The sequence below is a fragment of the Nonomuraea sp. JJY05 genome (assembly GCF_043496855.1).
GTDB lineage: Bacteria > Actinomycetota > Actinomycetes > Streptosporangiales > Streptosporangiaceae > Nonomuraea.
In genome coordinates this window covers 199,659-211,919 of sequence record NZ_JBIEIS010000006.1, presented here as the reverse complement: position 1 = coordinate 211,919, position 12,261 = coordinate 199,659, and the positions used below count along the sequence as shown (strand labels likewise).

The window sequence follows — 12,261 nt, the reverse complement described above, 5'->3', positions numbered from 1 at the left end:
GGCCGCATCCCGCTGATCTCGGCCGTCAGGCCGACGTGGGCAGGTCGAGGTGCGCCGCGCTCGGGCGCGGCGGGCAGGCCCGGTGCGTCCGGGGCGGTGGGCCGCCGCGTCGCGGGCCCGGCGGCGTCGAGCTCCAGGCGGGCCGGTCCCGGCTGAGGGGATCCAGGCTCGCCGGCTGCGGTGGCCCCAGGCGAATCATGGTGCTTGAGGGCTCAGCGGGTCCGCAGCACCAGTTCGCCGATCTCGGGGAGTACGGCGTCCGCGACCGAGATCTTCTCCTGGATCAGCCCGTTGGCGTGGAAGAGATCGGCGGCGTGCTGCTCCTCGGCGACGAACTCCTCGCTGACCGGGTGCAGCCCCCAGGGGCGGGTGCGCAGCGCGTGCTCCCAGGCCTCGAGGTCGCCGTCGAACAGGGCGGCCGCCTCGCGCGGGTGAGCGGCGGTCCAGCGGTCGGCATCCTGGAGCGCGGTGACGATCCTGGCCAGCTCGTCGGGCGGCCAGCAGGGTGGGGTAGGCGTCCACGCCCAGCTGGGCCGCGCGCCGGAAGTCGGCTTCGGCGGCGGCGCGCGTCGCGGGTGCCTCGACGTCGGCGGCGACGGCGTCGGCGTCGAGTCCGGCCGCCTCGGCGACCCTCCGGTAGGTGTCCGGTTCGGACAGGCTGTGCCCGTCGATGTAGAAGGCGTTCTGGAGTGCCGCGGCCAGTTCCGCCGCCCGGCCGGGGGCGGTCTGACGCAGGGCGGCCATGCCCCGCGCGGCGGCCTCGGAGTCCATCACGAAAGCGCCGTCGGCGATCAGCCGCTCGTAGCCCTCGCCGAACTCCGCGCCGGTCAGTGTGCTGATCTTGGCGTTCGCGCCCTGGATGTAGCCGAACCTGCTGATCGGCACCCGGCCGGCCCCGGTGAACAGGCCGCCGGAGACGACCTCCACGGGGATGTCGGGATGCCTTTCGGTGATCTCCAGCAGGGTGCGGGAGAACCCGTGTGACCAGCCGCAGTACGCGTCGAAGACGTAAACGAGTCTCATGGGAACCTCAGGGATGTGGCGCCCGCCCTGCGCGAGCGATTCATCTGAGGTAACAGTATCTGACTTGTCAGTTATTTCCTCTCAGCGCAGGCGGGGAAGCATGTCCCGGGCCGAGTGGCTGAGCAGTCGCAGGTCCTCCGCGAAACGCTCGCGATGGGCGGCCGGGAGCGGCTCGAGGAAATAGCGCTTGATGTTCTCCAGATGGATCTCCGACGCGCGCACCGCGGTCTCCTCCCCGAGCGGCGTCAGCCGTACCAGCCGGCCGCGCCGATCGTCGGGATCGCCCGTGCGCTCCACCAGGCCGGCCGCCTCCATCCGATCGACCAGCCGCGTCACCCCGCCCGTGGTGAGCACCTGCTCACGGCTGATCGTCCTCATCGACAGCCCTGGGCCGCCCGCCCGCGCCAGGATGAGAAGCACCTCGTACATCAGATGGCTGATGCCGCACTCCTCCTCGATCGCCCTGCCGAGGATGTAACCCAGCCGGTTGGCAGCCCCCTGCAGCCGCCCGAAGGCCAGGATGAGCTCATGGTCGGCCGCCTCCTTCGCCGTCGAGATCCGTTCCTGCCCACCCACGACGCCACCGCCTTTCCTCACGCCGGAACCTACCGCGTCGCTGACGGGTCCTCTGCGGGACGGGTGTCCCCGCTCGCCTCCTCCAGCCGCAAAAGGTGACGAACGCCACCACCTCTCCTTGAGCGTGGCCGTACGGACCGGCCCTATCTTTGTACTGACTGGTCAGTTTAAAGGCGGGTGGTTGTGGTGATCGTTGCGGAAGGGCTGGCGATCGAGGGGGTGTACCCGGAGGTCTCGTTCAAGGCCGGGGCCGGCACTCTCACGGTGGTCGCGGGTCCGGCGGGAAGCGGGCGGACGAGCCTGCTGCTGACGCTGGCCGGGCGGATGAAGCCCACCAAAGGCGCCCTGAACGTCGCCGGGCACGCCCGGCGCCGCGCCATCCGCAAGGCCGTGGCGCCGGCGCTGATCGACGGGGTGACGGATCTGGACCGGTCGCTGACGGTCGGGGAGCACCTGCGGGAGCGGCGGCGCCGGCCGTACCAGGAGATTCTTGACCGGGTCGGGCTGGCGGGCCAGGAACGGGTGCTGGTGCGGGCGTTGGATCGCGAGCAGCACGTGCGGCTGGGCCTCGCGCTGGCGCTGCTCGACGAACCCCAGGTGATCGTCGCCGACAACGTGGACACGGGTCTGCCCGTCGAGCGGCAGCAGGCGCTGTGGGAGCTGCTGCGGAGCCTGGACCGAGCGGTGGTGGCCTCGTGCGTGACGCCGCCCGCCCGCTTCGACCAGCTGGTGGAGCTGTCATGAAGGGCATGCTGCGGTCGCGGCTGACGAGGGCGGCGCTGGCGGCGGTGGTGGTGCTGCCGCTCCTGTACGCGGGCCTGTACCTGTGGTCGTTCTGGGACCCGCAGGGCAATCTGGACCGCGTGCCGGTCGCGTTGGTCGTCGAGGACCAACCCGCTCAAGCAGGGAGCAAGACCCTGCACGCGGGCCGCGACCTGGCGGGCGAGCTGGTGAAGCGCGACGTGTTCGGCTGGCACGAGACCACCGCGAGGCAGGCGGCCGACGGGGTCGCGGACGGCACGTTCTACCTGTCGCTGACCGTGCCCGCCGATTTCAGCGCCAAGCTGGCCTCACCCGCCGACGACGCCGCCGCCCCGAGCCCGGCACGGCTCGGGCTGCGCGTGGACACGGGCCGCAGCTACATCATGGGCAGCATCTCGGACGCGGTCTTCAACGAGGTACGGGCGGCGGCCGAGCGCACGGCGATCCACGACTACTTCGACAACGTCTTCGTCTCGATCGGCGACATCCACGACAAGACGGTGGAGGCCGCCGAAGGCGCGGACAAGCTGCACGACGGCGCAGTGCGGCTCGGCGACGGCGTCTCCCGGCTCAGCAGCGGCCTGGGCACGGCCGAGAACGGAGCCCGGCAGCTCTCCTCCGGCCTGAACACCGCCAACAGCGCCACGGGCAGGTTGCGTGACGGCTCGGCCCAGGTCACGCAGGGCCTCACGCAGGCACAGCAGGCGATCGGGCAGCTGCGCGACGGCCTGAACAAGCTCCACGCGCAAGGAACGTCTCCGCTCAGTTCCGGTGCGAAGGAGGCATACCAGCAGGTTCACGCTCAGACCCGCACGGTCAACCAGCTCGCCGATACCTACGTCCCCGTACTGGACGAATGGGGCCCCAAGATCTCCCGGGCCGCCGAGGCGGTCGCCGACGCCGCGGACAAGGTCGCCGGCAGCGGCGGGTCGTCGACCGGCGCGGCACAGGCGGCCGACAGCGCTCGCCTCGCGAACGCCCAGGCGGGAAGCGCGGCCGACAGCGCCAGGGAGGCGAGCTCGCAGGCGCAGGCCGCGATCGACCGCCTCGGCGCGGACGCCGACCCCGAGGTGCGCGAGCTGATGCGGAACGCGGCAGCCGCCGCGCGACGGGCCGCGACCCAGGCGGACCAGGCCCAGGACGCCGCCCGGCCCGGCGCCGGCAGCGGTGCGGGAAGCGGGAGCGACGCCGCCGCCGACCTGCGGAACCAGGCGCGGGAGCTGGCGAAGCAGGCTCGCAAGATCGCGGCTGTGGCGCCTCGGCTCGGGTCCGGGCTGGACCGGGCCAGAGACCAGTTCAACGCCCTGGACGCGGGCCTGGGCAAGCTGGCCGACGGCGCCGCGAAGGTGAACTCGAGCCTGGGCACGGCCGCGACCGGCGCCGACCGGATCTACCAGGGCGCGACCAAGCTGGCCGACGGCTCCCGCCAGGTCACGAACGGCATCGGACGCCTGGGCGGCGGGCTGGTCAGGCTGAGCGACGGCGCGAGCGAGCTGAGCACGGGCGTGGACCGGCTCCACGACGGCGCGGGCCAGGCGGACAAGGGCGCGACCAAGCTCGCCGAGGGATCGAAGCAGCTGGCAGGCGGGCTCGGCGACGGCGCCGCCCGGATACCCGACTACGACGGCAAGCAGCGCGACGACCGCGCGGACGTGATGAGCGACCCGGTGCGGCTGGCCAAGACCGTCGACAACGAGGTGCCCAACTACGGCACCGGCTTCGCGCCGTTCTTCCTGCCACTGGCGCTCTGGGTCGGGGCGATGATCGCGTACATGGTGCTGAAGCCGCTGAACCAGCGGCGGCTGGCGGGCACGACGGGCGCGGTGCGGATCGCGCTGGCGGGCTGGCTGCCGGCGGCGGCGCTCGGGACGGCGCAGGTGGGCGTGCTGGTGGCGGTCCTGCGGTTCGGGCTCGGGCTGGAGGCCGCGCACTGGGCCGGGCTCGCCGGGCTGCTGCTGCTGGCGACCGCCGCGTTCATGGCGGTCGTGCAGGCCGTGAACGCGCTGCTCGGCCCGCCCGGCCGGGTCGCCGCGCTGGCGCTGCTGATGCTGCAGCTCACCTCGGCGGCCGGGACGTATCCCATCGAGACGTCGCCAGGGTTCTTCCAGACGATCTCCCCGTGGCTGCCGATGAGCTGGGTGGTGTCGGCGCTGCGCAGGCTGATCAGCGGTGGCGATCCCACCGTGGTGTGGCAGGCTTGCGGCGTGCTGTCGGCTTTCCTCGTACTCGGGCTCGCGCTCACCACGCTCGCCGTGGAGCGCGGCCGCACCTGGTCCGTCAAACGCCTGCACCCGGAGCTGGCGCTGTGAGCGAACGCAACGAGCGCACCGCCAGGCGCGGGAACAGGCAGGACACCCGGCAGAAGGTGTTCAGGGCGGCCGTGGAGCTGATCGCCGAGCATGGGTACGCCGCCACCACGGTCGACGCCATCGCCGAGCGGGCCGGGGTGGCCAAGGGCACCGTGTTCTACAACTTCGGCAGCAAGGAGGGGCTGTTCGAGGCGCTGCTTGAGCACTCGATCAACCTGCTCGCCGAGGCGCTGGCCGCCGCCGACACCGGGGAGAGCGCGCTGGACGCGCTCGACTCGGTGGTGCTCGGCCAGCTCAGGTTCTTCGAGGAGCACGGGGCCTTCGCCCGGGTGCTGCTGGCCGAGATGTGGCGGACGGCGTGGCAGGAGACGGTGGCGCGGCTGCGGCAGGGCGCGCTCGGCGTTTACGCGAACGTGCTGCGCAGAGCCGCCGCGAACGGCGAGGTCCGGGCCGACCTGGACGTGGAGACGGCGGCGACGGCCGTGTTCGGCATGGTCCTGACGGTCGCCATCGAGCGCCGCGCCCTGTATCCGGACCGGCCGCTCGAGCGGACTCACGCGACACTGGCCGAACTCCTGCACGGCCGCGTCAAGTAAGCCCCGCAGGGCCGGCTCTCCTGACCGCGAACGCGCGCTTTCTCACCGCCGACGGCTGTCATGGAACCTACAAGCGCGTAGCCTGTCCGAGGGCGGGCGTGCCCGCCTCACGATGACGCTTCGCACGCGGACAGGCGGGCGGATCCAGGGAGGGCGATGTCGCTCCGAGGAGAGAGTCCGTGGTGGTCACCGGCGACCTGCGTCAACACGGCCGAGATTCCCCCTCGTGAGGTGTGGAGTGCCTGATCGTGGGGCATCGGGTCCGGGTGGATGTGGTCACGGTGTCCTCCTGGAGGGAGCTGGATGACGCGATCAGCGAGGCCGGTCGCCGCGACGGTCCGGCGCACGCGCATTCCACGCTGGTCTTCCGCGGCCTGGCCCGCAGGACGTACTCGCACATGTCCGGCCTGGCCCGGCTGAGAGGCGACTACGCCGCCCTCGAAGCCCATCTGATCCGTAACTTCCGCAAGTACGCGCACCGGCAGGAGCCGGGTCCGACGATCTGGGACTGGCTGGCGCTGGGCCAGCACCACGGCCTGCCCACCCGGCTGCTGGACTGGACCTTCTCCCCGCTCGTGGCCCTGCACTTCGCGACCGCGTCATGGCCCGAGGAGGACGCCGTGCTGCTCGCGGTGGACTGCGAGGGAGTGCACCGGCTGCTGCCCGAGTCGCTGCGCCGGGGCCTCGAAGATGAGGGAGCGCTCCTGTTCACCACGGAGATGCTCGCCAAATCTGCGCCCGATCTCGTGGGCTTCGACCGGTTGGGCGGGGAGGAGCCGTTCCTGGCGTTCTTCGAGCCGCCGTCGTTGGACGAGCGCGTCGTCAATCAGTCTTCGGTGCTGTCGGTGTTCTCCGACCCGACGTACCAGCTGGAGCAGTGGCTGCAGGAGCATCCGTGCCTGTGGCGCGGATGGGTGGTGCCAGCCGAGGTGAAGGCGGAGATCAGGCAGCGCCTCGATCAGGCGAACATCACCGAGCGGGTGCTGCTCCCCGGGCTCGACGGGCTCGCGGACTGGCTGCGGCGCTACTACTCTCCCGGCTCGATCCGGTACGGCGAGGCCGACGGCGGCGCCACCATGGCGGAGTGAGCTGTTTCTCGATCGGCATCGAGGGCAACGGATGTTCATGGTTCGTAACGTCATGCGAGGCGCCCTGGGAGGTGCCGTCGCCACCGCGGCGATGAGTGTCGTGATGCTCGCCGGGAGCCGCGCGGGATTGATGAGGGGCCAACCGCCCAAACACATCGTCCGAGCGGCGTTACCGGGTCACAAACGCCGGCGCAAGCCTGGCGAGGGTGCGCTCGGAGCGCTGGCTCATCTGGGCTTCGGCGTCACGGCGGGTGCCCTGTTCGGCCTGATGACGAGGGGACGCCGGACGCCGGCCCCCTTGGGCGTCGGTTACGCGCTGACGATCTGGATCTCCAGTTATGAGGGCTGGATCCCGAGTCTCGACATCCTTCCGCCGATCTCGGAGGACCGGCCGGGGCGTCCGGCCGTGATGGCCGCCGGGCATGTCGTGTACGGGACAGTGCTCGCCCTGACGCTGAACCGGCTCAACACCCGGCACTCTCGAGCGGGACAGCTGTGACGTCCTGTCCGAGCCGAAGGCCTTCTTGTCTCCTGCCCGGCGCACCACCGCGGCTCTCAACCGACACCTTGGTATGGTGCCCAGGTTGCACCGCTTGGAGAGTGACGGCAGCGCTCAAGGGAGAGGGGCCGAACGACGATGCAAGCGTCAGAGGTCCGGCGTGCGGTGGCCGCGGCCATGTCGATCGCCTCATCACTTGACCTGACAGCCGACGACGCGATCGTTCTTCATGACTCGAACAAGCTCACTCTGCGTCTGCTGCCGTGTGACGTCCTGGCACGGGTGGCACCTGTAGCGCATCAGGTCGCACAGTTCGAAGTCGACCTTGCTCAGCGGCTCGCCGCAGCCGGGTGCCCCGTGGCCGTTCTCGAGCCTCGAGTGGAGCCACGCGTCCATGAGCGTGATGGATTCGCGGTCACGCTGTGGACCTACTACGAACCCGTGACACCTGGACAGGTCTCACCCGCCGACTACGCCGATGCGCTCGGCCGGCTGCATGCCGGCATGCGCACGCTCGATGTCCCGACGCCGCACTTCACGGATCGGGTCGAGCAGGCTCAACGACTCGTGGCGAACCGCGACCACACTCCGGCGCTCGCCGACGCGGACCGGGAGCTGCTCGGCGACACGTTACGAAACCTGAGACGGGCGATCGGCGAGCGCGGCGGCGCCGAGCAGCTGTTGCACGGCGAGCCGCACCCGGGCAACCTGCTCGCCACGGAGAAAGGGCTGCTGTTCATAGACCTTGAGACGTGTTGCCGTGGGCCTGTCGAATTCGACCTCGTCCATGCGCCCGAAGAAGTCAGCGAGCACTATCCGGGTGTCAATCAGGACCTGCTGCGCGAGTGCCGGCTCCTCGTGCTGGCGATGATCACAACGTGGCGCTGGGATCGGGGTGACCAACTCCCGAACGGGCGCCGGCTGGGCACAGAGTGGCTCGGCCAGATCCGAGCAGCGCTCGATCGCCAAGGGCTGGATGCCCATGGCTGAACTGGCACCGCGAATACCAGATCGAGGACGTGCTGACCTTCCGTGACGTGACGTGACGTGACGTGACGTGGCGCGCTCCGCGCCCGCCGCGGGCATGTTGCACCAGGTCACCGGGGGAGTGGTGGACCTGTTCCGCTCCGCCGGCCGCCCGCCCTTCGACGAGCGGGACCTGCGGCACGTCGCCGCGCTGGCTCCCGGGATCGCCCAGAGCCTGGCCGGCCTGGCCGTCCCCGGCGGGCAGGGCAAGCGTGGCGAGGGCGCCGAGGCACCCGTCGCCGCCCAGCGCGACCCCGGGCCGGCGGTCGTACGGCTGCGCGGCGACAGCGGCGAGCTGGTGGCCCGGCTGTTCGGCGAGCACGCCCTCCCCCTCATGCATGCCCCGGACGCCGAACTGGTGCACGTCTACGACAACTGATCGGCCTGCCCCGCCGGCGTGACGTCTGGCGAGGATCCTGGGCGACGTCGAGCCGTCGGCCCGGCCCGGGTCAGCCCTGCTTGCCCATGGCCTGACGGATCACGTCGCGCACCCGGTCCATCATCGCGATGGGGGTGCCCAGGAGCAGGTTCTTGGTCGCCGATTCGGTGCCGGGGTGCGGGTGGGTGGGAGCCATCGCCTCCGCGGCCTTGACGCCGAGGGCCATGCTCCGGCGCTCGGCCTCGGTGGTGTGGCCGCGCAGCTGGGTGAACTCGTAGCGTTCCTCGCTGCGGGCATGTGCCTCGACGGCGGCACGCAGTACGGCGAGCTTCTCCGCGAAGTCCGGGGCGTTGGGCCCGGCCTGGTCCATCTGCTGCAGGAGTTCCTTGGCCTGGTTCTCCTCGGCCAGGCGGTCGTCGACGACGGCGTCACCGCCGTCTATCTTGAGGCGGGCGTAAGGGTGGACGATCTCCTCCTCGGCCGTCTCGTGCACGGCCAGCAGCCGCACCAGCCGGGTGAACGCCTCGCCCCGCTGGTCCGGCGCGGCCTGCTCGACCTCGTCGAACAGGTCCCTGATCATCGCGTGCTGAGCGAGAAGCAGGTCGATGACGTCGTTCTCGCCCATCGTCTCGGGCATCGTCCTCTGGGTGGTCATGATCGGTCTCCTCTCGGATACCGCCGGTGCCTACCCGTGACGTTGCTGGTCACGCATGGCCTTACCGACTCCGGGGCGTTCTGCGGTGAGCCGCAGAGATTGCCCCCTGAGCCCTCGGGTAAGCCCGGCTTGCGGATGCCACCGCCTGGATTTGACCGCCGTCGACAAGGAGCACGAGGCACATGACTTTCAACCCGTTGCGGGAGCGGGGTATCCCGCTGGACAGGCAGTTGCGGAACTGGCGCGAGCTGAACGTGACTCCGATCGATCCCGACCACGCCGATCCGTACACGCGGTGCCGGATCATCGCGATGAACGGGATCGAGACGGAGGCGATCTTCTTCAGCCACCAGCTCGCCCGCCACTGCCCGGACCTCGAGCTCAAGCAGCAGCTGGCGCGGGTGCGCTACATCGAGGCGCAGCAGCAGAAGGCGGTCAACTGGCTGCTGCCCGGACTGGCCTCGGTCCTGGAGACCACCCTCGCCTACGAGCAGGTCGCCGTGGACCTGACCGCCTGGGTGGCCCGGATGGAGCCGGACCAGTACCTGAAGCAGGCCTACCAGTTCGGCGTGCTGGAGGACTTCGACCACCTCTACCGGTACGCGAACCTGTACGAGATGATCGAGCACCGCAAGGCCGAGAAGATCGTCGACGCGCTGACCGAGGTCATGCCCGGCCGCCCCACGTACCTGCACCACCGGAACCCGGTGGACAACGTGCGCGAGCCGTACGACCGCAGCAACACCGCCCCGATCAGCAAGCTGCACGCCCTCACCATCATGGCGGCCGAGCAGCAGACCATGAACTTCTACATGAACGTCGGCCCCATGTACATGGAGCCGATCGCCCGCCAGCTGTATCAGGAGATCGGCCTCATCGAGGAGGAGCACGTCACCCACTACGAGTCGCTCGTCGATCCGGGCGAGAGCTGGTGGGAGATGCTGCTCAACCACGAGTACAACGAGTGCTACCTCTACCACTCGTTCATGGAGACCGAGTCCGATCCCAAGGTGAAGAACATCTGGGAGCTCCACCTCAACATGGAGCTGGAGCACCTGCGGCTGGCCGCCGAGCTGTTCAAGAAGCACGACGGCCGCGACCCGGAGCAGGTGTGCGCGCCCGAGCTGCCCGCCCCGGTCACGTTCGAGCCGAACAAGGCCTACCTGCGCGAGCTGATCGCCACCCAGATCGACTACACCACCCTGGGGACCGGCTACGTGCAGGAGGCCCACGAGCGCTTCGAGAAGATGCAGGACGCGCTCATGGGCGGCGACAAGGCGCCGTCCGAGCTGGTCATCGAGGAGAACCGGGCGAAGTCCGGCCAGGAGTACCGCCTGCAGACGGAGGGCGAGCACCCCGTCCGCAGCCTTGCCTTCCACCGCTGAGGAGAGTTCGTATGGGTCACCACCACACCCCCTGCACGCCTCGTCCGGCGCGGCAGCTCTTCGAGATCACCGCCCTGGACGCGGCGGACGAGCGGTGGCACACCATCGGGTGGGGGGTGGACCAGGCGGAGGCCGAGACCGTCGCGCAGGACTGCGTCACGCGCCCGGTCTCCCCCTACCGGGCGGCCCGCATCCGCCACGACGGCCGCCTCATCGCCGAGCATCGTCGCCTCGCTCTATGAGGGCGCCGCCTCCGCCGCGCGTGGCGTTGCCGGTGATGTACCACCGTTGGCTGCACATGACGTTCCTGCACTGGCGATACCCCGCCGAGGTTGTGCGGGAGGTGGTGCCGGACGCGCTCACGGTCGAGACGTTCGACGGGTCGGCGTGGGTGGGGCTGACGCCGTTCCTCATGACGGACGTGCACATGCCGGGCCTTCCGGCGCTTCCATGGTTGTCCAGCTTCCCCGAGACCAACTGCCGCACCTATGTGCGCGACCCGCGGGGCCGCTCGGGCATCTGGTTCCTGTCGCTGGACGCGGGAAGGCTCGCGGCCGCTCTCGGCGGCCGTACCGGGTACTGGCTTCCGTACCACTGGTCGGACATGTCCGTACGGGCCGACGGCGGCCGTCGTCGATACCGCTGCCGCAGACGGTGGCCGGGGCCGCAAGGGACGCGCTGCGACGCGGAGCTGGAAGCGGGCGCCTTACTGACCGGGAGCGACGAGCTCGCGCACTTCCTGACCGCCCGTTACCGCTTGTTCACCATGGTGGCGGGACGGCTGGCCGCGGCCGACGTGGAGCATCCTGCCTGGCCGCTGCAGCACACCGAGCTGATCAGCCTCGACCAGGACCTGCTCCGAGCCGCAGGACTGCCCGACCCCGGCGACGCCCCCGTCCTGCACGCCTCACCCGGTGTCGACGTGCGCGTGGGAATGTGGACCTGGTGATCCTCCGAGAGCGCAGGCACGCCTGGCGCTGCTCCCCTCATCACCGGCCGGGTCGTCGACTCGGCCGCCGTGCTCGCATCGGCACGGGCCAGGTGGGCGCGGGCCTCTGACCTCCTCGGCTGGTCAGGAAGCCGGGTCGCTGGGCTGAGCATGGGCGGCTGATCGGCTTCGTCGCCGGTACTCGGTGGGCGTCAGCCCGACCAGCGTACGGAAGCGGCGGGCGAAGTACGTCGGGTCGTCCCAGCCGACGGCGGCGCCGACCCGGGCGGTCGGCAGGCTCGAGTGTGCCAGCAACGTGGCGGCGCGCTCGGCCCGCAGCCGGGCCAGGAAGCCGAGCGGCGTCAGCCCGACATGCCGCCTGAACAGCCGTCCGAGATAGGCGGGATCCAGGTTGACCGTCCGGGCGAGATCGTCCAGCCGCCACGGATGGGCGGGCGCTGCCTCGAGCCGGGCGATGACGGCGGCGACCGCGGGGTGGACGGTGGACTCGAGCGTCTGCCATTCGGGGTCGCGGCCGTCGGCCAGGACGCCGAGCACGGTGACCAGCCGGCCCAGCACCCGGCCCGGCCGGCTCCGACCGGCTGCGAGGTCCCGTTCGAGCAGGCCGATCTCCGCGATGGCCTCTTCGGCGGCGGCCGGATCGACGGCCGTGACCGCCACGCCGTGCGTGCCGGACGCCACCGGATCGGTCCACAGCATCCGGCGCAGCATCGGGATGTCGTACAGCGCCGCCAGCTCGCCCCGCAGCGACTGGGCGGACAGGCAGCAGTTCGCGACGGTCAGGTCGGCGCAGTCGCGGAAGGCGTGCCAGGCGCCGGGGCGGAGCACGATGACCTGCCCGCGCCGCAGCGGGTGCTCGCCCTGGCTGGTCATGTGCCGGCCGTGACCGGTTCCGATCACGGCGATCTCGAGGAAGTCGTGCGCGTGCGGCTCGATGTCGGGGTTCAGGTGGTGGACACCTGCCAGGACCGGGCCCCCGGCGAACAGCGCGTGCTCGTGCAGGACGGCAGGCAT

Annotated in this window: 14 protein-coding genes; 10 read left to right on the top strand and 4 right to left on the bottom strand. The window is 70.7% G+C overall.

What is annotated here, in order from left to right; translation table 11 throughout:
- Window positions 1-195: 195 nt before the first annotated feature.
- A complete protein-coding gene (locus tag ACFKCF_RS10580) occupies window positions 196-1,023 on the bottom strand; it encodes a DsbA family protein (protein WP_394492801.1) in 828 nt (275 codons plus the stop codon).
- Window positions 1,024-1,104: 81 nt separating this feature from the next.
- The gene (locus ACFKCF_RS10575) at window positions 1,105-1,599 is read right to left on the bottom strand and encodes a MarR family winged helix-turn-helix transcriptional regulator (RefSeq protein WP_394492800.1); all 495 of its coding nucleotides are present in this window, start codon (window positions 1,597-1,599) and stop codon (window positions 1,105-1,107) included.
- A gap of 183 nt (window positions 1,600-1,782) precedes the next feature.
- Between ACFKCF_RS10575 and ACFKCF_RS10570 the strand changes: the two genes are divergently transcribed.
- The 7 genes from ACFKCF_RS10570 (at window position 1,783) to ACFKCF_RS10540 (ending at window position 8,258) form a co-directional block, all read left to right on the top strand.
- Window positions 1,783-2,343, top strand: coding sequence for an ATP-binding cassette domain-containing protein (locus ACFKCF_RS10570; protein WP_394492799.1), 561 nt, complete (start codon window positions 1,783-1,785; stop codon window positions 2,341-2,343).
- Window positions 2,340-4,670, top strand: coding sequence for a YhgE/Pip family protein (locus ACFKCF_RS10565; protein ID WP_394492798.1), 2,331 nt, complete (start codon window positions 2,340-2,342; stop codon window positions 4,668-4,670). The genes ACFKCF_RS10570 and ACFKCF_RS10565 overlap by 4 nt, the downstream gene beginning before the upstream one ends.
- Complete coding sequence (locus ACFKCF_RS10560; RefSeq protein WP_394492797.1) at window positions 4,667-5,266, top strand: TetR/AcrR family transcriptional regulator; 600 nt, start codon at window positions 4,667-4,669, stop codon at window positions 5,264-5,266. The genes ACFKCF_RS10565 and ACFKCF_RS10560 overlap by 4 nt, the downstream gene beginning before the upstream one ends.
- Before the next feature lie 248 nt (window positions 5,267-5,514).
- Complete coding sequence (locus ACFKCF_RS10555; RefSeq protein WP_394492796.1) at window positions 5,515-6,354, top strand: FRG domain-containing protein; 840 nt, start codon at window positions 5,515-5,517, stop codon at window positions 6,352-6,354.
- A gap of 31 nt (window positions 6,355-6,385) precedes the next feature.
- Window positions 6,386-6,853, top strand: a complete 468-nt coding sequence (locus ACFKCF_RS10550) for a DUF6789 family protein (RefSeq protein ID WP_394492795.1) — start codon at window positions 6,386-6,388, stop codon at window positions 6,851-6,853.
- A 165-nt stretch (window positions 6,854-7,018) separates the two neighbouring features.
- A complete protein-coding gene (locus ACFKCF_RS10545; protein WP_394492794.1) occupies window positions 7,019-7,843 on the top strand; it encodes a phosphotransferase enzyme family protein in 825 nt (274 codons plus the stop codon).
- A gap of 67 nt (window positions 7,844-7,910) precedes the next feature.
- On the top strand, window positions 7,911-8,258 hold the full coding sequence (locus tag ACFKCF_RS10540) for a hypothetical protein (RefSeq protein ID WP_394492793.1): 348 nt from the start codon (window positions 7,911-7,913) through the stop codon (window positions 8,256-8,258).
- A 70-nt stretch (window positions 8,259-8,328) separates the two neighbouring features.
- On the opposite strand, the gene ACFKCF_RS10535 is transcribed toward ACFKCF_RS10540, so the two are convergent.
- Window positions 8,329-8,913: a hemerythrin domain-containing protein gene (locus tag ACFKCF_RS10535; RefSeq protein ID WP_394492792.1), complete on the bottom strand. Its 585-nt coding sequence runs from the start codon at window positions 8,911-8,913 to the stop codon at window positions 8,329-8,331.
- Window positions 8,914-9,095: 182 nt separating this feature from the next.
- On the opposite strand from ACFKCF_RS10535, the gene ACFKCF_RS10530 reads away from it, so the two are divergent.
- The 3 genes from ACFKCF_RS10530 to ACFKCF_RS10520 are packed head-to-tail and all read left to right on the top strand — an operon-like array spanning window position 9,096 to window position 11,247.
- Entirely contained in the window at window positions 9,096-10,298 is a 1,203-nt protein-coding gene (locus tag ACFKCF_RS10530) for a hypothetical protein (protein ID WP_394492791.1), read from the top strand.
- 11 nt (window positions 10,299-10,309) lie between these two features.
- Window positions 10,310-10,540: a hypothetical protein gene (locus ACFKCF_RS10525; RefSeq protein ID WP_394492790.1), complete on the top strand. Its 231-nt coding sequence runs from the start codon at window positions 10,310-10,312 to the stop codon at window positions 10,538-10,540.
- 35 nt (window positions 10,541-10,575) lie between these two features.
- Complete coding sequence (locus tag ACFKCF_RS10520; protein WP_394492972.1) at window positions 10,576-11,247, top strand: YqjF family protein; 672 nt, start codon at window positions 10,576-10,578, stop codon at window positions 11,245-11,247.
- Window positions 11,248-11,370: 123 nt separating this feature from the next.
- On the opposite strand, the gene ACFKCF_RS10515 is transcribed toward ACFKCF_RS10520, so the two are convergent.
- Window positions 11,371-12,261, bottom strand: coding sequence for an AraC family transcriptional regulator (locus ACFKCF_RS10515; RefSeq protein WP_394492789.1), 891 nt, complete (start codon window positions 12,259-12,261; stop codon window positions 11,371-11,373).